The sequence below is a fragment of the Gemmatimonas sp. genome (assembly GCF_044344655.1).
Taxonomy (GTDB): domain Bacteria; phylum Gemmatimonadota; class Gemmatimonadetes; order Gemmatimonadales; family Gemmatimonadaceae; genus Gemmatimonas.
In genome coordinates, this window is record NZ_JBIJCN010000031.1 from 1 (window position 1) to 18,590 (window position 18,590).

Genomic DNA, 18,590 nt, shown 5'->3' on the forward strand with positions numbered 1-18,590 from the left:
TTTGCCACCGCAAAGACGATGAGCGATGTGTCTCCCCTGCTCTCGCGCATGGCAAAGGATCTGCAGCTCGACGTGCCCGCGTTCGACAAGTGCCGCGTGAGTGCGCCGATCGCGTCGCTCGTCACCAACGACATCGCGCAGGCCAGTCAGGCCGGCGTGCAGTCCACGCCGTCGTTCATCGTGGGCACGTTCCTCGTGCAGGGCGCCATGCCCTACAACGATTTCCGCAAGGCGATCGATACCGCGCTCGTCGCGAGCAAGGCGCAGCGCAGTACGCGCGGTGGCGCCACGAGCGGGAGCGCCACAAGCGGCACCGCACGCGACAACGCGGCGCGCTGACGGCACGGCGTTCCCGACCACTCGGCCGTGAACGTCCTGTTCCGCACGCTCTACGCCGGCGCCGTCTCGCTGGCCCGACTCGCCACGGCGGTGGCACCCGCGTCGGATCGTAAGCTGTGGCGCGCGTTCCGCGCGCGCCGCGGCCTGCTGGACCGCTGGGCCGCGATCGCACCGCCACGCGACCCGTCACGCCCGCTGGTGTGGCTGCATGCCCCATCGGTGGGAGAAGGGCTGCAGGCACGGCCGGTGGCCCACGCGCTCCGTGCCGCGCGCCCCGATGTACAGCAGGCGTATTCGTTCTTCTCGCCGAGCGCCGAGCGGTTCGCGGCGAGCGTAGGGGCGGAGTTCACGGAGTATCTGCCGTTCGACGGCGCACGCGAGGCAGACCGGCTGCTGTCGCTGGTGCAGCCGCAGCTGCTGGTGTTCGTGAAGCTCGACGTGTGGCCCACCCTCGTGGCGCGCGCTGTGGCGCGTGGGGTGCCGGTGGCCATGCTCAGCGCCACGCTGTCGGCCACGTCACGGCGGCGCGGCGTGCTCGCGCGCGCGCTGCTGCGCGAGGCCTATGCCGCGATGTCGCTCGTGGGTGCGATCGATGCCGACAACGCCGAGCGGCTTGTCGCGCTCGGCGTGCGCCGCGACCGCGTGCGCGTGACGGGCGACACCCGCTTCGATCAGGTCTGGCAGCGGGCGCAGGGTGTGGATCGCGGGTCGGCGTTGCTCACGGCCACGGCGAGCGATCGGCCCACGCTCGTGGCGGGCTCCACCTGGCCGTCCGACGAAGCCGTCCTGCTGCCGGCCTGGGCCACGCTGCGCAGGAGCGTGCCGCGCGCGCGCCTCATCATCGCCCCGCATGAACCCACGGCGGCGCACCTCACCCCGATCATGGACTGGGCGCGCGCGTCGGGGCTCCAGGTGTGTTCTCTTGGTGAGCTCACGCACCCGATCGGGGCCGCGCCCGACGATCCGGATGTGATCGTGGTGGACCGGGTGGGGGTGTTGGGCGACCTCTACGCGCACGCCACCGCGGCGTTCGTGGGAGGCGGGTTTCACCGCGCGGGCCTGCACTCGGCGATCGAGCCGGCGGCCTTTGGGGCACCGGTCCTGTTCGGCCCCGGTCATCGCATGAGCCGAGAGGCGGGGCTGCTGCTGGCGGCCGGCGGCGCCGGTGCCGTGGCGGACGCGTCGACGCTCTCGGCAGCGCTCGCGTCGTGGCTGGGTGACATGCAGTTGAGATCGTCAGCCGGCGCCGCGGCGCGGGCGATCGTGGAGCGGGAGCGCGGCGCGACCGCCCGCAGCCTGGCGCTGCTGACGGAGCTCATCGGTTAGCAGGCCCGTCTCGAACGCACTACGTTCCGTGTGTCCGTTCATGCCGATGCCCACGTCGCCCTTTGGATACGCACCGATGGTCGCCAGGTGTGCTGCCGTAGTCGCAGCGGCCCTGTTCACGGCGTGTACCGGGGCATCGCGCCCCGCCCTGGGCCCGCAGGACTCCGCGCCCATGGCGTCACGGTCGGTCCCGAACGGGCTGACCGGCGCGACCACGCTGCGCGGCGTGCTCGTGGACTCACTCGTGACCAACGACACGCTGCGTGGTGCCATGGTCACGGTGGAGGGCCGCGCGGGCGTCGTGCTCACCGACGAACGCGGACGCTTCACCTTCGACACGGTGCCGCGCGGCGCGCAGCGACTGCTGGTACGGCATCCCGTGCTCGATTCGATCGGCGTGAGCACCTTGCCCCTGCCGCTCGTGGTGACCGACAGCGCGTCGCGCGTTGTCGCGCTCCCTCCTCCCGAGGCGTACCTGCGCGCGATCTGCCCGCGCACGAAGCACCTGAGTGTGGGCGCGCTCCTGGGCACGGTGCGGCGCGCCGACGATGATGCGCCGTTGCCCCACGTGGACGTGCTGGGCGCGTGGCGCAGCAGCGACTCCAGCTTTGCCGGCTCGAGCACGCGCCCGCGTGCCCGTACGCGCACCGATGCCGACGGGCACTTCGTGCTCTGTCACGTGCCCCGTTTCTCGCCGGTGGAGCTGTGGGCCATAGCGGGCGACGGTGGCGGCGACGCCCCGGCCCGCCTGCGGGTGCAACTCGGGGCCCGCCTGCTGGCCGGGTACGATCTCTCGCTCGACCTGCGCGATGCGACGCGCCGGGATTCGACGCGCCGGGATTCGACGCGCCGGGATTCGACGCGCCGCGTTGTGGCTGCGGAGGAACGGGTCGGGCGCGTGCGTGGGCGCATTCTTACGCTGACGGGCGACGGCCTGGCCAACGTGAGTGTGGGCTTCGATCAGCCGCGCAAGCGCATCGTGACCGATGACGCCGGCCGGTTCACCATGGACAGCGTGCCGCCCGGGGTGCGCACGCTCGAGGTGCGCGCGATCGGCTTTCAGCCGCAGCGCCTCGGGGTGAATGTGCGCCCCGGCGAGCAGGTGGAGCGGGACATCACGATCGACCGCCGTCTCGCGGTGCTGGGCACGTTCGTGGTGCGCGCGGCCCGCAACGCCACGTGGGACTCCACCGGCTTCGAGGCGCGTCGCACGCGTGGCACGGGCTACTTCTTCACCCGCGAGGATCTTGCGGGGGTGAACGATCTCGCGACGGCCCTGCGCATGGTGCCGGGCATTCGTGGGCGCTCCACCGATCGCTCGCAGCGCCTGGTGGCGGGACGCGGAGCCGGCTGCCTCCCCGCCTTCGTGGTGAACCGCGTGCGCTTCGAGGCCGGGGGCTCCATCGGCCCCGAAGCGATGATCCGCGCGCAGGACATCCGTGCGATGGAGGTGTACACCAGTCGCCTGGCCACCCCGCCGGAGCACCAGCGCTACAGCGACTGCGCGGTGATCGTGATCTGGCTGCGCGATCCGCAGGCCGAGATCGAGGCGCGGAAGAAATAACGCACGGCGACGCGCGTCAGGGCGTCAGCGCGTCCAGACGATCACGGCCCCGCAGTCGGTCTCGGGGCGGGCGAACTGACCGGGCACGCTGGTGCCGCTGGTGTACACCTCGATCGCCGCGACCATGTCGATCGGCACGAAGTTGTCCATGCGGCCGCCGTTGGTGTTGATCAGCGTGCCGTCGAGGATGAGCGCGAGGGGGCAGTAGCCCGTGCTGATGTTGATGCGGGTGCCGAAGATCTGGGTGTCGCCCACGCCGTTCCGCTGCACCGTCACGTTGGCGCGGCCGCGCAGGAGATCGCTGAGCAGCTGCGGCTTGCGCATGGCGACTTCCTGCCGGTCGATGAAGAGCCCGCGGATCGTGGTGCGGCGCTCCTCGAAGCCCTTGAGGCGCCGGCTCATGCGGTCGTATTCCGCGGTGACCCGCATGGTGTCGAGTCGCGTGGTGTTGACCCCGAGGAGCGCCGTGAGGCGCACCGAGGCCTCGAGGGAGTCGACCGCCGCGAGCGTGGCGGTGAACACCACCGGCTCGTACCCCACCTTCCGGGCGCGCACGAAGTACGGGCCCGGCGCGAGGTCGCGGAAATAGAAGCGCCCTGTGGTATCGGTCATCGTGAACAGCTGCGTGCCCATGGCCTGTACCTGGGCGCGCGCGACCGGCTCACCGGCCTGCGTGAGCACGCGTCCCGTGAGCAGGTTGGCGGGGGCGCCGGGACGGCGTGGTCCCGTGGGCACCCCGTTGGCGAGCGTGGGCAGGTTCTGCGTGATGACCTGGCTGAACGTGACGTCGGTGCCCGAGGCCACCCGGCTGCTATCCCCCGCGACGAGCGGTGGCGTGGCGAGGAGCGGGGCGCCGCTGCGGCCGCGCACCGCCGCGGCGGCGGCGCTGTCAGCGCGCGCGAGCGAGTCGGCGGCGCGCGCAGCGAGTTGCCACACCTCGTCGGCCACGAGGCGCACGCGCAGGTCGACCACGACCCCGTTGGCGATCTGGATATCGAAGCCAGCCGGTTCGTAGGCGTCGCGCAGCACCTCGAGGCGGAGGGTGCCCGGCGTGAGCCCCTCCATCCGGAAGCGGCCCGCCGAATCGGACGTGGCGGCCCAGCGCTTCGCCTCGGCCGGCTTCTTGGTGGGTTCGCGAACGGTGAGCTGGGCGCCGCGCACGGGGCGCCCGGCACTGTCCACCACGGTACCCGTAAGGCCCGTCACCTGCGCCGCCGGCGGCGCGCTGCGTGGCTGCGCCGAGAGGGCGAGAGGCCGGACCACACCGGCTGCCGCCGCGAGGCCGACCAGCGCGGCGAGACGGGCCACCGGCGGGCGCATCACGTGGGGCACGTGGGGAACAGTGAAGCGAAACATCGCATACCTGCGAGAAGAGTCAGCGGGAGGGAGCCAGGCGGTTTTTGACGGCCGCGGCGAGACGATTCTCGAGCACGCCCGTCGACGAACATGCCACCCCCGATCCCGGATAGTTCGGGTTTTCGGCGCTCGCCTGCACGACGGTGACGAGCGTGACGGTCCCGCCGCCCGCATCGCGCACATTGGAGAGCACCGACATCTTGATCGTGTACGTTTCCGCGTTGGGCATGCCCGACGTGCCCCCGCAGTCGAAGAGCCGCCGCGAGGGAAGGTCGGCCAGCTTCCGGCGGAACTTGTACCCTTCGTTGCCGATGCTGCCCTTGGCCGGATCGCGCAGGGTGAGCGGGATCTCCGTGGCGGCAAACGCGGCCTCGAGCGCCGTGAACACCGCCGACACCGACGCCGTGTAGGTGGTCTCCACCCCATCGGCGCGCGTCGTCACCTCCAGCCCGAAGCCACGTCGGCCGCCCGCCGTGCCCAGGGGCACCCCCGTCACGGGCGCGGGCGCCACGTCGGGCGCCTTGCCGGCCGCGCAGGCGGACAGGGCGGTCAGCGCGAGCAGCAGGCTCGCTCGCCGCACAGACGGTTGCACCTCAGACGTCACGATCGCCTCCGGACAGCAGTACCGTGGGGTGGAACACCGAGTGGTGGAGAAAGTTCAACGCCGCCGCCTCCCGTGGGAAGCGGCGGCGTTCTTCAACCGGAACTCCGGAGAAGAGCCGAACGGCGACCGCTTACTGCTCGGTCGTGTCGAGGTGGCGATCCGGCAGGAAGCGCATGCCCACCGAGTTGAACTCGCCGCCCGTCGGCGCGCGCGAGCCGGTCACGGAGGGGCCGAACACGATCGCCGTGACGATGCTGCGACCCACCTGGAAGCCGGCGAGCGGGTTGACCGACGCCGTCCCCACCTGGCCCGGGAGGCCGCTGTTGGGCGACACCGTGACCGGGGTGCTGGTGCCGGTCAGCGCCACGTCCCAGCGGTAGAGGAGCGTGCCGACCGGGCGAGCCGTGAGGTTCAGGTAGGCCGTGGCCGCGAGCGGCGCCACGTTGGCCGCCGTGGGCGCGCCGGACACGCCGGCCGGCGTCTCACTGGGCTGCACCCACACGTCCACGTTGCCCACGCCTGCGGCCGCATGGATGGTGCGCACGCCGACCGCCGTGGCGGCGAGCGTGGTGGGCAGCACGTCTTCGGTGATCACGAGACGATGACGCGGCGTGACCCCGGTGCGCGAGAAGCCATACGAGATGACCGTATAGCGCTTGCCCACTTCGAAGGTGAAGGTCGTGTCGATGTGCTGCTGCTGCGCGACCGTGATGCTGTTGGTGTACGCGGCCGGGTTCGTGAACACGCGCATGCGGCGGCTACCGGCCCGCAGGCGCTGATACGGCGTGAACTGACGGAAGCTCATGCCCGCGAACTGCGGCGAGCCTTCGATTTCCCCGTCGACGAAGCGGAAGTCGAGCGCGCTGGTGTCGGCGACTGCGTTCACGTAGCGCACGGACGCAGACGGGGCAAGCTGGGTGGCGACCCCGCTCACTTCGTCCGAGCTGCAGGCAGCCAGCGCCGCAGCTCCGATGAACAGCGAGGAGAGATGGCGAAAACGCATCTAGTGACTCCGGAATGGATACGACACGGGGATACGGACCGAGGACGGTCCGGGACCCGTAGGCGGTTTGGAGGGATCGGTATCGACAGTGGAATTGCCGTCGAGGAAGCTGCGGGTGGCGATGAAGGCGACCACCGCGGCCGTTGCCCCACCGGCCAACAGCCAGGTGCGACCGCGGGCGAGGCGCTGCTCGCGCACACTCCCCACGAAGGCCGATGCGACAGTCAGGGACTCGCCCGCCCAGCTACTGGAGGCGCGACGCAACGTCACCACCTGCTTCATGGCCAACGTGTAACTGCTATCGGTCTTGCTCACCAACGTGCCGCGGAGCTCATCGACTTCCGGCCCCAGCCGCTCAGTGAGCGCAACCCGGCCGCGATCCGTGACCCCAAGGGCCAACGCCTGCCCCGGGACCGGCAAACCGGTCACGGGGACGGACGCATAGCACGCGCCGGTGCCAAGCACCGACATCACGCTGAGGATCGCAGCCACTCGACGCATCAAACGGGGGGGCGCTTAGAAGCCGTAGGTGCCGCGGAGGGCACCACCGGGCTGGCCCACGCCACCCATGTTGGTCGACTTCTGCACACGCACGTCACGCTCCTGCCACGGCACGGGGAAGTGGATCGGCGTGCCTTCCGGCAGGTCGCCCCATCCGCGCATGTCGAAGTACCACGCGCCGTAGGAGATGTAGGCCATCTCCATGCGCTTCTCCCACTTGAGCGCTTCGAGGATGTTGCCGCAGCGCGTGGTGAACGAGCCGCCCGAGAAGACCGGCACGCGCGGCACGCAGGCGTTATCACCCGGCACCGGCGTGGTGAGGTCCGTGATGCCGGCCACGCTGGGCAGGCCACCGCGGGTCACGCGCGTGTTGTTGATCATCTCCGCCGCCAGCGCAAAGTTGCCGGTGCGAATGGCCCCTTCTGCGATCAGCCCCCACATCTCGGGCATGACCATGTGCGGGAAGTTGCCGATGCGCGCGGCGTTCTGGAACGCCTGGAAGCGCGCGTGATCGTACCACGAGAAGCCCCACGTGCCGTCGGCCGCGGCGCCATCGTTGGCCGACGTGCGGTTGCGGAAGTAGACGCCGGTCGGCAGCAGTGCCCCCGACGCGCCGCCGTTCGACGAGGCCTGCTGCGCCCCACGGTCGTGACCAGCCGGGAAGCGGCGGTCAGGCGTGCGGATGATGAACGGCGTCCGGCTGAGGAGCGGCTGATTGAGCCACGCCGTGTACGACGCGCCCGTGCTGTCGGCCATGCCGACGATCATGGGCGTCATCACGTGCCAGTTGGTGCCCACGTAGTGCTGCGCCACCCACGCCTGCGTCCACCCGGTGTTCGGGTTCATGGCGATCTGCAGATCGGCCGTGATGCCGGCCTGCGCATCGGCAATCACCTGCGCCCAGTTCACCGCCTGACGCTCCGCGGCCGTACGCGCCACCTCGGCGCGGAAGCGGGCACGGTACGAGCGGATGATGCGCTGGAACAGGTCGGCCGACACGGCGCCCGTGGAGAGATTCATCCAGGTCGCGGGCAGCGGGAAGCCCCCCGTGCCCGACGCCGTCGCATTGGAGGCGTCAGCGAAGGCATCGTCGAGCAGCTTGAGCGAGGCCCGCATGACCGAGTCGTAGCGCACGAGCGGCGGCACGGCATCGCCACCGGGCACCACGACCGCCGCCGAATCGTACACGAGCGCCAGGTTGCCGAGGGCGAGCCCCAGCACGAAGCGGCCGTAGGCACGCGCGCGGAGATCCTGCGCCGCCGAGCCGAGCGTGAAGCCCGTGGTGCCGAGCCGCTCGAGCGCGATCGTGGTCGAGCGGGCCAGTCGCGACAGACCATTCCAGTCGTTCGAGACCGAGGCGCTGCCCGGGTTGTTGGCGAAGTTGAGGATCGGCGTACGGGGCAGCCCCGCGCGCGGTCCCATGTTGAAGTTCGCCAGCCCCGTGTAGTTCTCGTGGGACATGACCTGCAGCGAACTGTTGATGCTTTCGGTGGAGCCACCAGTCGTGTTCTGCACGACCTGGTTGAAGCCGCCGGCCAACAGGTTCTCGACGTCACTCGGGCGCCCGAGCGCACGCGTGATGTCGGCATTGTTGGGGTTCGTGACGGCCAGATCAGTTGAGCACGCGGCGAGCGACAGCGTCGCCACACCCGCGAGCAGAACGGAACGGAAAAGGAGTCGCATCAAATCTCTCGGAGAAGTGGGAGGCGTGGCGCGCTGCCACGATGGGCGCGCGCCACACTCCCTCGTGGTCAGAACGTGGTGCCGATCGACAGCGTGACCGTGCGGATATTCGGGAACGTGAAGTTGTCGAAGGCGTTGAGCACGCCCGACCCGGCCTGACCGGAGTTGCCGGACACACCGACTTCAGGATCGAAGCCGCGGTAGTTCGTCCACGTGTAGAGGTTGCGGCCGATGAGGCTCACGCTCCAGTCACCCACATTGCGCACCTTGCCCACGCGGTACGACACGAGGAGCTCGCGGAGACGCGCGTAGGTGGCCTTCTCGACGTTGAAGTCGTTCGGACCGAGCACATCGTAGAGACCGCCGATGCCGTTGGCGTTGTCCGGCGGACCCGCGCGGTAGTAGTACGACATCGGACGCGCCGAGGCCGTGGTCTGACCGATCTGGTCGGAGCCGGCCCACAGGAAGTCGAGGAGCGACCAGGCGAGACCCTGGTTCTGCACCGAGCGACCGACGGTCGCGTCGACGAGGCCGTTCACCGTGAGGCGCTTGAAGGTCAGCGTCTGCGAGGTGGACCAGCGGAACGTCGGGAGCGCCTGACCGATCACGCCCACGCGGCCCGGGTTGTTCGTGGCCAGCGTGGTGTCGCGCACGATGAGCGGGTGACCCCAGGCCGAGGCCACGCCGAACGGCGCCGACGTGGCGGGCAAGGTGGCCTGCCACAGGTTCTTCGTGAGGCCGTCGGCGAGCGTGTTGCCCTGACCGACCCACACGATGTACCCGTCGGAGTTGCGCTGGAACGCGCTGCCTTCGCCGCCGCACTGCGACTGGAAGGCCCCCGGCAGCTGCCCGCAGCTGCGCACGAACCGACGGCCGTACATGGTGCCGTACGGTACGCCCGCCTCGATGCGGAAGATACCGCCCGAGTTGCTCACGTTGCCGTTACCGAAGTTGTAGGCCGGCACGTCCAGCTGCGTGACTTCCGAGCGGATCCGATCGTACGTGAGGCGCGCCGTGTAGTTCAGGTTGCGGCGGCTGATGATCGGCATGTTGAGCGACACTTCGAACGCGCTGTTCTGCAGCGTTCCGGCGTTGATCCACTGGCTGGTGAAGCCGGAGGCGGCCGGAAGGGGCGGCTGCAGGATCTGATCGCTGACCGTCGTCTTGGCGTACGTCACGTTACCACCAAGGCGGCCGAACAGTTCGAAGTCGGCGCCGACTTCGGTTTCGCGCGCGATTTCGGGACGGAGATTGGGGTTGCCGAGCACGCCCGGCACCGCCACGCCCGCCGCGTTGAGCGAGAAGGTTTCGTACTGGGCCGAGAAGCTCGGACGGCCACCGGCCGTGCCGTACGAACCGCGGAGCTTGAGCTCGCTGACCTGCGGGAGCATCCACCAGCCTTCTTCGGTCACACGCCACGCAAGCGAGCCGCGGCCGAAGGTCTGCCAGCGCTGCTCGGAGCCGAAGAGCGACGAGCCGTCGCGACGGATGAGGGCGTCGACGATGTAGCGGTCCTTGTACTCCGCGTTCACCGACCCGAAGTAGCCGATGCCGCGAATGGTCTGCTGCGACGACGACCCGGTACGCGTGCTGGCCAGCGTGTTACCGACCTGCGGCACACCCTGCAGCTGGAGCTGCGATCCCTGCGACACCACGCTGCTGAACTTCTGCTCTTCCGTGATGTAGCGGAGCGTGTAGCGGGTGCGGAGGTTCTCGAGCGGCTCCCAGCGCGCCGTGGCGTTCAGGCTCGCGTTGTACGACTGGGAGTTGTTGTTGAAGCGGAACACGCCACCGTTGTTCGTCGCCGGGTTGGCCGTCGTGGTGCGGTAGCCCTTGTCCGTGTTCTGGTAGCCGATCGCCCGGTTGTTGTCGAACGAGTAGTTGGCCTCGAGATCGAGCCACTGGAACGGCGTGTAGCGCGCCGTGGAGCCGATCAGGAAGCGGTCGTTCTGGTCGAGGCGATCGATGTTCTGCAGCGTGTAGAGCGGGTTGTCGTTCTGCACGCCCGCGCCCTGGAGGTTCGGGCGGATGAACAGGCGCCCCTGCGCGTCGGTTCGCGTGAGGTCGGCCAGGGGCGGCACGCGGGTCAGGCGGAAGAAGGCGGTACCGCCACCGTCCTGCTGGTCTAGACCGTCCTGCGCGGAGCGGCTGAAGAAGGTGTTGGCCGAGAACGAGAACTGGTCCGTGACCTGCTGGTCGACGTTCAAGCGCATCGAGTTGCGCTGGAAGCCCTGCAGGTACTTCACGTTGCCCTGCTGATCGAGGCGGTTGACCGAGCCGAAGAAGGTGGTCTTCCCGAAGCGGCCGGTCACGTCGAGGTTGTTGATCGTCGTCGGCTGCGGACGGAACAGCTGGTTGACCGCGTCGAACGTCTGCACCGGCCACTGGTTGGCCTGGTAGATGTTGCGGAGCTGCGCGCCCTGCGAACCGGCACCCGGGTCGATCGGGAAGCCGACCGGCGTGGCCGCGAAGTCCGTCAGCGTGTTGTTCACGGCATACGCTTCGCGCGCGTAATCCACGCTGCGATAGCAGCCAAACGCCATGCCCGGCACCGTGGGCGCCGACGTGCTGCAGAGGCGCGTGCCCGTCTCGTCGACGAAGAGGCCGTGGCGCTGCGCGATACCGATCTGGCGCTCCAGGTCGCCGGTACCGACTTCGCTGCGGAACCCGAACTTGACCGAGTTCTGCGAGCCGGTCTTACCGGTCTTGGTGGTGATCTGGATGACGCCGTTACCGGCGCGCGCGCCGTAGAGCGACGCCGCCGCCGCTCCCTTCACCACTTCCACGGACTCGATGTCTTCCGGGTTGAGGTCGGGGAGGCCGCCGTTGATGATGATGCCGTCGACCACGTAGAGCGGCTCCTGCGTACGGCCGGAGGCGTTGATCGACGTGGGGGCGCGGAGAATGACGCTCGGCTGCGCGCCGGGACGGCCGGAGGCCGCCACGATCTGCGCACCGGCCACCTTCCCCTGCAGCTGCGTAAGGGGGTTGGTGGCGGGAACCGGCATCTGATCGCTGGTCACGCGGGCCACCGTGAACGGCGTCTTGGTCTGCTCCGTCGCTCCGGTCACACCCGTCACGACCAGTTCGGTCAGGCGGTTGACGTCCTTCTGGAGCGCGAAATCAAACGTCTGGTTGCCGCGGCTCACCGTGAGCGGGCGGGCCAGCGACCGGTACCCGATCGCACGGGCCCGCAGCTGGACGGCCTGGCCGCGCGTGCGCTCGGCCGGAACGGTAATCGTGTACCGACCCTGCGCGTTCGTCCCGACGGAAATCGCCAGTTCGACGATGTACACGTTCGCGTTCTCGAGCGGGTCACCAAACTCGCTCTTCACGGTACCCGTAATCACCGCTGGCCCCTGCTGCGCCTGCGCCGCGAACGGCAACAGGGACAGTGCCAGGGCCATCGGAGCCCGGTACAGCCACCGCATCAATCTCGACATGCTCAGCCCTCGGCGTACAAAAGCCGGAAACGGGGGAGAGAGGAAAACCGCCGCCACGACCGGAATGGACGTCGGAGCGACAGGCACGCCCGGAGCGGCCGCCCGTGAAGGGATGCCGATCCGGGTTTTGAACTCCGATCCCTGCGGCACGCAGCCACAGAGCGGAGCACAGCATGTCCTCGGTGACGGACGGGAGGCTGCGCTGAAGCGCGCCTGCCTCGACTCATCGCGAGGGGATGTACGGAGCGATGCAGGAAGGAACTGCAGGACTGCCAAAAGACGTCACGTCACGCCGGGCAGCCAAGGGAGACGTCTCGACGTGGTGCCGATAACGTATCGCGGCGCACAGGGCGCGTTACATGTCAGATACAAGCACCAGCAAGACTAAGGTGTTCATCAGAGAAATCAATCCCGATTGGCATTGTGCGAATTGGAATGACGGGGATCACGGTGGCCCATCACCTGTTCGAAACACCACGCGCCGACCGCGGAGCGCTGGGCCCCGCGGCCGGCACTGTTTCTGGAAATGACAGGCTGTGGCGCGAGGCCACGTCCGGTGTCACGTCAGCGGCGAGTCAACCCTGCCGGCGTCCAGTGAAACCCGAGGGCCACCGTACCGTCGCTCCCCACCACCTCGGAGCCGCTGAACGACGCCGCGAGCCGCAACCCGAAACGGCCATTCACCTGCCAGTGGGCCCCCACATCGAAGTTCGCGCTGACCGTCGTCCGGGAGTCGCCGCCCGATCCACACGTCCCGCAGGCGTCGAGCGACAGGCGAGGATGCACGAACGGCGTCAGCGACATCCCCTGCTCGAGCTCGAAGCTGTGCCCCAGGCTCACACCCACCGGGACGCGAACGCTGGTCGCGTTGCCCCCGAACGCCACACCGGCGCCGGCGGTAAGCAGGACGTCGAGCGGCTGCTCAGCCGTGGCGCGGGTGAGCTGCTTACCCAGCCCCGCGCCGGCGAAGAGCAGCGGATCGCCACCGCCCCGGGGATCGGCAACGCCGCCGTCGAACTGCCAGTGCATCCCGCGCCCCGCCCCCTCCCGCCACTGGAGCAGGAAGGTGCTGCCCGCACCGCCCACGATCGCGGCGTTGTAGTCGCGCGTGCTCACGGTCGGCGTCTGCATGGCCGGATAGTTGAACGCCTGCGCTGCCAGCGATGCTGGGGCCATCGACAGCATGGCCATGCCACTCAGGGCAACCGTGACCGCGCGGACCAACGTGGGTCGGGCGAAACACAACATGGACTCTCCTTGGACACACAGGGAAAACCGGCGTGTGACGCGCACGAACGATGGTCACGCCGGACATCGCGCATACTACATACCGTCGGCGCTCCGGTTCCATCCCCCGCACCGGCGACCGGTGTATCTTGCGGGGTGCTTCAGCTCTTCCGCGTGGCCACCGTCACGCTCCTCTGTGCGGTGGCGGGCGCACTCGGTCCGGCCGCCCTGCCCGCGCAACCGGGCATCGATTCGCTGCTTACCGCAGCGCGCGCGCGCGCCCTCGCCGGCGACACCAGCGCCGCCCTCGAACTGTTCGAGGCCGCCACCGATCGCGCCCCACGCCACGTGGAAGCGCTGTATGCCCGCGGCAATTTCCTGGTGCGCACCCTGCAGCTGGGGTTCAGCAACCCGTTGCGTATCGCGCTCGCGCAGCGCCTGCTGACACGCGGCAGCGAACTCGCACCGCGCGACGCGCGCTTCGTGCTCGAGATCGGGCGCCTCCGGCTGCGCACGCCGCTGCTGCGCGCCGACGGCGAACGGCTCTTCACCCGGGCCCTGGCCATCGCGCGCGAGGCCGGCGATCGCGCGCTGATCGCGGAGTGCGCCGCCGAGTATGCGCGCGTGTACGAGGGGCGCTATCGCTCCATCCGCAACCGCCGTGTGTATACGAGCGGACTCGTGTTCGATCCGCAACTCGCGCGCATCCGCTTCACCTACACGCGCGAGTTTCTCGAACATCAATCGCGGGCGGTGGAGAACGCCGGGGCCGCGGATCGCGATGGCGCCGACCGGCTCTATCGTGAGGCGCTCGCGGCGGTCCCGGGGCATTGGCCCAGCACGGCGGGGCTCATGGCGCTGCTCTACGACGAAGGGCGCTTCGACGAGATACGCACGCTCGCCCGCAGCGCGCACGACGCGCGCCCCGTCGACGCGTCGCCGGTCCTCCCCGATGGGCGGTTCCTCGAACGCGCCGCCATCGACACCGGGCGCCTGCGCGCCGTCGTCGCGTTTGCGGACGGACTGGCCGCGTGGCGCCTCGGCAACGCCCTCGAGGCGCAGCAGGCCTTCGAGCGCGCCCTGACCACCATGCCGACGGCCGACCGCACCGAGCTGCTCGACATCGGTCGCCTGCTGCGCGTGGGCGACAGCGTGCGCGTAGCCGGCCTCACCGACTCCGTGCGCGCCGCCACCACGCAGGCCTACTGGGATGCGGCCGACCCGCTGCTCTCCACACCCGCCAACGAAGCGCGTCTCGAATACCTCGCGCGCGTGGCCGTCACCCTGCTGCGCTTCGACGATCCGCTCTCGGGACTCACCGGATGGCGCTCGGATCGCGGCCAGATCGTGATCCGCTACGGCGAGCCGCCGATCGAGGCGCTCTTTCCGCCCACGAGCGACTTGCTCGCGCGCGACGCCACCGGCCGCGTGATCACGGTGTTCCGCTATCCCGCCCTCGACCTCGAGTTCGTGTTTGCCGGTGCCCCCACGCTCGCCGATGCCAGCTTTGCCGGCGACTTCCGCGCCGTGGCCGAGAATGCGCGCCGCGACGAACCGTTCCGTCTCGACAACGTGGCGCTGGCGCGGACGGTCGATACGCTCCCCGTGCAGACCACGCGCTTTCGGGGGCGCACCAACCGCGAACACGAGGTGGTGACCGCCATGAGTGTGCCGGCCACGCGCTTCTACCGGGCGATCGAGCTCGATCGCAGCGACATCATGGTGCGCGCCTTCGTGGGACCACTCGGCAGTATGCGCGCCGCCGACAGCACGCGCGTCGCCATCCCGCTGCCCGTCACGCGCGATCCGACGCTCATCCGGGTGGACACCCTCCCCAGCGGTGACGTCCGCTTGCGTCTCGAAGCCATCGATCCCGCCGTGGACGCCGCCGCGGCGCGCGCCCATGTGGCGCTCGATCTGTCCACCCCGCCAAAGGACCGGCTGACGCTCAGCGACGTGATGATCGGCCGGCGCACGGGTACCGGCGCCGAGCGCCCGCGGTCGTGGCGCGATGCACGCATCAGCCCGCTCGCTGCGTTGCGTGTCCTGCCGCGTGACACCTTCGCGCTGTACTGGGAAGCCTATGGCGCTGCGCCCACGGCGACGGGCGCCGTACAGCTCGAGGTGGCGCTCCGCGTGGAGCTGCTCGAGATTACGCGCAACGGCAACGCGCTCGCGCGCCTGCTGGGCAACGTGGCCGATGTGGTGGGGCTCACCCCCGAGGGCGACGCCCAACTGGGCGTGCGCTTTGCCCGCAGTGAACCGCTGGACGGACGCGACCGCATCCCGCTCACCTTCACGCTCAGTCTCGGCACCGCCCCTGCCGGACGCTATCGGCTCACCGTCAGCGTGCACGACACCGTGAGTGGGCAGCGCGCAGAGACGCAGCGTGATTTCGTCATTGGAGCCTCGTCATGAAGCGATCGGCACGACCGCATCGTGTGGCACTCGCCGCCCTGGCCGCGCTGCAGCTGGGGGCGGCGGCAGGAACGCCCGTGGTTTCCACACCGCTCGAGGCGCAGCCGGTCGATGGGGGCGTGGTGCGGCGCCTCAAGTACACGCTCGCCGGCGCCGCCGTGGGGAGTGTGCTCGCGACCGCCTACTACGCGGTATCGGACCCGGAAGACCGCGAGAGCGGCTGCAAACCGTGGTCGTGCGTGCTGCCGTACCTCACCGGCAGCGGGGCCCTCACGGGGCTGTTCCTTTCGCGCGAGATCGCCATGCAGCGCGCGGCGGATATGCCGCGCCTCGCCGCGCGGGAACGCGCCACGTTCAGCACGCTCGCGCTGCCCGGCACCTTCTCGGGACTGCTCGCCGCGGATACGCTCGTGTATGTCGTGGGCGACAGTGGGGTGGCCGTGGTTGGGCGCGCCGATGTGCCGCGCGCGCTGCGGCGTCGCGCCAACGGGTTACGTGGACTGCGCGACATCGCGCTCGTGCCAGGTTCCACCGTCAGTGGCGCGGATCATCGGCTACTCCTGGCGAGCGACGCGGCCCTCTACCACACGAGCGCCGTGAGCGGTCCGATCGCTCGCGTGGTGGGTGGACCGATCAGCGCCGTGGCGGCCTCGCCCGCGCGGTGGGTGGCGGCACGGGGCGGCACGCTGTTCACCGGCAGCGCGGTGACGGGGACGGCCACTGTGCGTGACTCCCTCGAGCTGGGTCTCGAGGTCCGGGCCGCGGTGGTCGATGGCAGCACCGGCCACTTCTGGGTGGCCACCGATAGCAGCGTGCTCGAAATTCGCCTCTCACCCGAAGGCGTCGCGAGCAGGGGGCGCGCCTTCCCCGTGTCCACACCGGTGCACGCTCTCGCGGTGTCGGCCGGCCATCTGGTGGCGGCCACGCGAGCGCAACAGCTGCTGGTGTGGAGCCGCACCGCGATGACCAACGCGATCGTCACCCCCGAAACGCTGCCGCTGGGCGCGGCCTACCCGTACGATATGGCGTTCCGCGGCGAGGAGCTGTTTGTGGCCGCCGGCGCGGAGGGGGTCCTGCGGATCGCCATGACGCCCGCGCTCGATCCGCTTGGCACGATCACCGACGTCCGCTTCGCCACGCACATTCGGGTAGACGGCGACGGCACGCTCTGGGTGACGGACCGCGCACGTCAGGCGCTGGTGAAGCTGCTGGTGCCCGCCAAACCGATCTACCGGTAACGCAACGCTCACCCGAAGCGAAACGGCCACCCGCGCCGTGCGCGGGTGGCCGTTCTCACTCCAGTGGTGCGGGTGCCGACTCAGCGGCCGCGAATGCTCGGCGGCAGCGTGGCTTCCAAGAGCGTCGCCGAGCCCATGCGCCCCTCGCGCCCGGCCTTGGGCTCGAGATTGATGCGCACGAACCCGAAGTTGCGCCACGGCGTGGTGCCCTGCGCCTTGGGGAGCGAATCCGCCGACAGGCGGGCCCCCATGGCGAGGATCACGCGCGGGGCATCGAACACCACCGACGGCGCCGGGTTCGACACGTCCGCATCGTAGAGCGAGATGCGCTGGGGATACGGCGACTGGCGACGACCGAGGTACAGGGTGTCGTTGAACCGGCCGGTGGTATCGAGCTTCACGCCGTACAGGTTGTAGTAGTAGCCAACGGGCGGGCGGAAGTAGTTGGAATCGTTGACCACGAGGATTCCCCCACGCACTTCCACACGGCCACGCGGCACGATGGTCATCGCACCGTTGTTGGCGAACACGTACTCCTGGTTGGCCGCCGGGTTGCCCGCGAGGGCCGCGACCGGAATGCCACGCGCGAACGTGCCGAAGCGGACGCCTGCCACACGCGACGCATTGGCCTGGCTGCGACGGGCCCAGAGCGGACGCACGGCGCTGGGGGCCGTCCCCGGGGCGCCGCTCTCGATGCTGATCAGGACCGTGTTGAGCGAGTCCGTGCCCGCGAACGCCGCCGCTGCCGCGCGTGAGGTAGCCACGCGCAGCGCCACGTTGGCGCCGCCGGAGCGGAACTGCGCGCCGGTGGAGGTGAACGGCGTGTTGGTGAACACCGGGTCACCCGCCGCGTTGAACGACGAGTCACGACGGGTGGCGATGATGTTGAGCGCCGTGGCCGGCGCGAACTTCGTGGCCGAGTCGTTGGCGAACCACACCGTGTAGCTGCCACCCGTGAGGGTGTCGAGGCCGGCGAGCGTGATGATCACCGAGTCGTTGGCCGGGGTGGCCGACGCGACGATAGTGGCCGGGAACGTGACCGTGCCACGCGGCAGGTTGGTCGCGGTGCGGAGGAAGTTCGTGCCGAACCCCAGCGCGCCGACCGGTTCCGTGGTGATCGAGCGTTCGTCACCGCAGGCGGCCACGAAGGCGGCCGAGGCGATGGCGGTCACGAGGAGGGATGAGCGGAAACGGTTCATGCTCAGTTACCCCCGGGGATGTAGCGGAAGCCCAGCGAGATCATGGTGTTGAGGGCAGTGTTCTTCGCCGCGGGCGGCGTCGGGAAGTCCTCAGGGAACGGCACCGTGAGCACTTCACGACCACGCGCCGGGTTGAGGAAGTCGCGGCTGAATCCCTGCAGCTGCACGGTGCGCACGTCGAGCTGGATGCCCGCGCGGTCGCTCAGCTTGAACGACACGCCCGCCCCACCGGTGAGGGAGAGGTCGTTCGTGCGGGTCTCCTTGCCGTTGATCTGGGCATCGAGAATCATCACGTAGGTGCCCACACCACCGGTCACGAACGGCGTGATCTTCTTGCCCGGGTACCGGAGCGTGCCCATGAGCCCGAGGTTCACGAGGTTCACCGGCTGGCTGACGTACTGGTAGTAGATCGAATCGCCGCCGGCCACCGCGGCCTGGCCGAAGCGGAGACGGGTGAGGAAGTCCTCGCGACGCGTGTTGCCACGCGATACGTCGATGGCCGTGCCGATGCCGAAGTACTTGGAAAGATTGTACTCGGCGTCGAGGCCAACGAGCGCCTGTGCGTCCATGCTGGCCGCGCGCTCCGGCGACAGCGTGCCGAGGCGCGTGGTGACCGAGAACTGCTTGGGCGCGAGCTGGGCGCCGGCAACGCCGGCGCTCAGCGCGAGGGACGAGAGAAGAGCTACCAC

The 18,590-nt window shown here is 69.6% G+C and carries 14 protein-coding genes; 5 read left to right on the forward strand and 9 right to left on the reverse strand.

Going from position 1 to position 18,590, the window contains the following annotated elements; genetic code table 11:
• The 3 genes from ACIQ51_RS09385 to ACIQ51_RS09395 form a co-directional block, all read left to right on the forward strand.
• The coding region (locus ACIQ51_RS09385; protein WP_396204783.1) for a DsbA family protein at positions 1–339 on the forward strand (339 nt) is incomplete at its 5' end.
• Positions 340–366: 27 nt separating this feature from the next.
• Positions 367–1,665 (forward strand): 3-deoxy-D-manno-octulosonic acid transferase, encoded by a 1,299-nt coding sequence (locus tag ACIQ51_RS09390; protein WP_396204784.1) that lies wholly within the window; start codon positions 367–369, stop codon positions 1,663–1,665.
• Positions 1,666–1,837: 172 nt separating this feature from the next.
• Positions 1,838–3,229: a carboxypeptidase regulatory-like domain-containing protein gene (locus tag ACIQ51_RS09395; protein WP_396204785.1), complete on the forward strand. Its 1,392-nt coding sequence runs from the start codon at positions 1,838–1,840 to the stop codon at positions 3,227–3,229.
• A gap of 24 nt (positions 3,230–3,253) precedes the next feature.
• Here ACIQ51_RS09395 and ACIQ51_RS09400 read toward each other — a convergent pair whose 3' ends face one another.
• From ACIQ51_RS09400 to ACIQ51_RS09430, 7 genes are all read right to left on the reverse strand, one after another.
• Positions 3,254–4,561: a carboxypeptidase regulatory-like domain-containing protein gene (locus tag ACIQ51_RS09400; RefSeq protein ID WP_396204786.1), complete on the reverse strand. Its 1,308-nt coding sequence runs from the start codon at positions 4,559–4,561 to the stop codon at positions 3,254–3,256.
• Positions 4,562–4,604: 43 nt separating this feature from the next.
• Positions 4,605–5,189, reverse strand: coding sequence for a hypothetical protein (locus ACIQ51_RS09405; RefSeq protein WP_396204787.1), 585 nt, complete (start codon positions 5,187–5,189; stop codon positions 4,605–4,607).
• A gap of 130 nt (positions 5,190–5,319) precedes the next feature.
• Positions 5,320–6,192, reverse strand: a complete 873-nt coding sequence (locus ACIQ51_RS09410) for a DUF4397 domain-containing protein (RefSeq protein WP_396204788.1) — start codon at positions 6,190–6,192, stop codon at positions 5,320–5,322.
• A complete protein-coding gene (locus ACIQ51_RS09415) occupies positions 6,193–6,684 on the reverse strand; it encodes a hypothetical protein (RefSeq protein WP_396204789.1) in 492 nt (163 codons plus the stop codon).
• Between the two features lie 24 nt (positions 6,685–6,708).
• Positions 6,709–8,376 (reverse strand): hypothetical protein, encoded by a 1,668-nt coding sequence (locus ACIQ51_RS09420; protein WP_396204790.1) that lies wholly within the window; start codon positions 8,374–8,376, stop codon positions 6,709–6,711.
• A gap of 68 nt (positions 8,377–8,444) precedes the next feature.
• Positions 8,445–11,819 carry a SusC/RagA family TonB-linked outer membrane protein gene (locus ACIQ51_RS09425; RefSeq protein WP_396204791.1) on the reverse strand — a complete coding sequence of 1,125 codons (3,375 nt, stop codon included), beginning with the start codon at positions 11,817–11,819 and terminating at the stop codon, positions 8,445–8,447.
• A 564-nt stretch (positions 11,820–12,383) separates the two neighbouring features.
• The gene (locus tag ACIQ51_RS09430; protein WP_396204792.1) at positions 12,384–13,010 is read right to left on the reverse strand and encodes a hypothetical protein; all 627 of its coding nucleotides are present in this window, start codon (positions 13,008–13,010) and stop codon (positions 12,384–12,386) included.
• Positions 13,011–13,202: 192 nt separating this feature from the next.
• On the opposite strand from ACIQ51_RS09430, the gene ACIQ51_RS09435 reads away from it, so the two are divergent.
• The gene (locus tag ACIQ51_RS09435; RefSeq protein ID WP_396204793.1) at positions 13,203–15,464 is read left to right on the forward strand and encodes a GWxTD domain-containing protein; all 2,262 of its coding nucleotides are present in this window, start codon (positions 13,203–13,205) and stop codon (positions 15,462–15,464) included.
• On the forward strand, positions 15,461–16,702 hold the full coding sequence (locus tag ACIQ51_RS09440; protein WP_396204794.1) for a hypothetical protein: 1,242 nt from the start codon (positions 15,461–15,463) through the stop codon (positions 16,700–16,702). Before ACIQ51_RS09435 ends, ACIQ51_RS09440 begins: the two co-directional genes overlap by 4 nt.
• Positions 16,703–16,782: 80 nt before the next feature.
• Here the strand turns inward: ACIQ51_RS09440 and ACIQ51_RS09445 are convergent, their stop codons facing one another.
• Both ACIQ51_RS09445 and ACIQ51_RS09450 read right to left on the reverse strand, forming a co-directional pair.
• Positions 16,783–17,901, reverse strand: a complete 1,119-nt coding sequence (locus ACIQ51_RS09445; RefSeq protein ID WP_396204795.1) for a hypothetical protein — start codon at positions 17,899–17,901, stop codon at positions 16,783–16,785.
• A 2-nt stretch (positions 17,902–17,903) separates the two neighbouring features.
• Entirely contained in the window at positions 17,904–18,590 is a 687-nt protein-coding gene (locus ACIQ51_RS09450; protein ID WP_396204796.1) for an outer membrane beta-barrel protein, read from the reverse strand.